At 57.2% G+C, this 243-nt stretch carries 1 protein-coding gene; it reads right to left on the bottom strand.

What is annotated here, in order from left to right:
- The coding region (locus SB764_RS43910) for an FAD-binding protein (RefSeq protein WP_410867299.1) at positions 1-243 on the bottom strand (243 nt) is incomplete at both ends.

The raw sequence follows: 243 nt of genomic DNA on the forward strand, positions 1-243 counted from the left end.
TCTTGGACAGTTCGCAGATACCTGGCAGGCGGCTGTGCAGTACTTCTTCACCCAGGTGATCGAGTTTCAGCAGTACGTGGTCGCCATTCGGGCCACAGCCGTTACCGGCGATGATTTCCTTGACCATCGAACGGGCCACGACATCACGACCGGCAAGGTCTTTCGCGTTCGGAGCGTAACGCTCCATGAAACGCTCGCCATGCTTGTTGATCAGGTAACCACCTTCACCACGGCAACCTTCGG

Source organism: Paraburkholderia sp. SIMBA_027, assembly GCF_046535315.1.
Taxonomy (GTDB): domain Bacteria; phylum Pseudomonadota; class Gammaproteobacteria; order Burkholderiales; family Burkholderiaceae; genus Paraburkholderia; species Paraburkholderia tropica.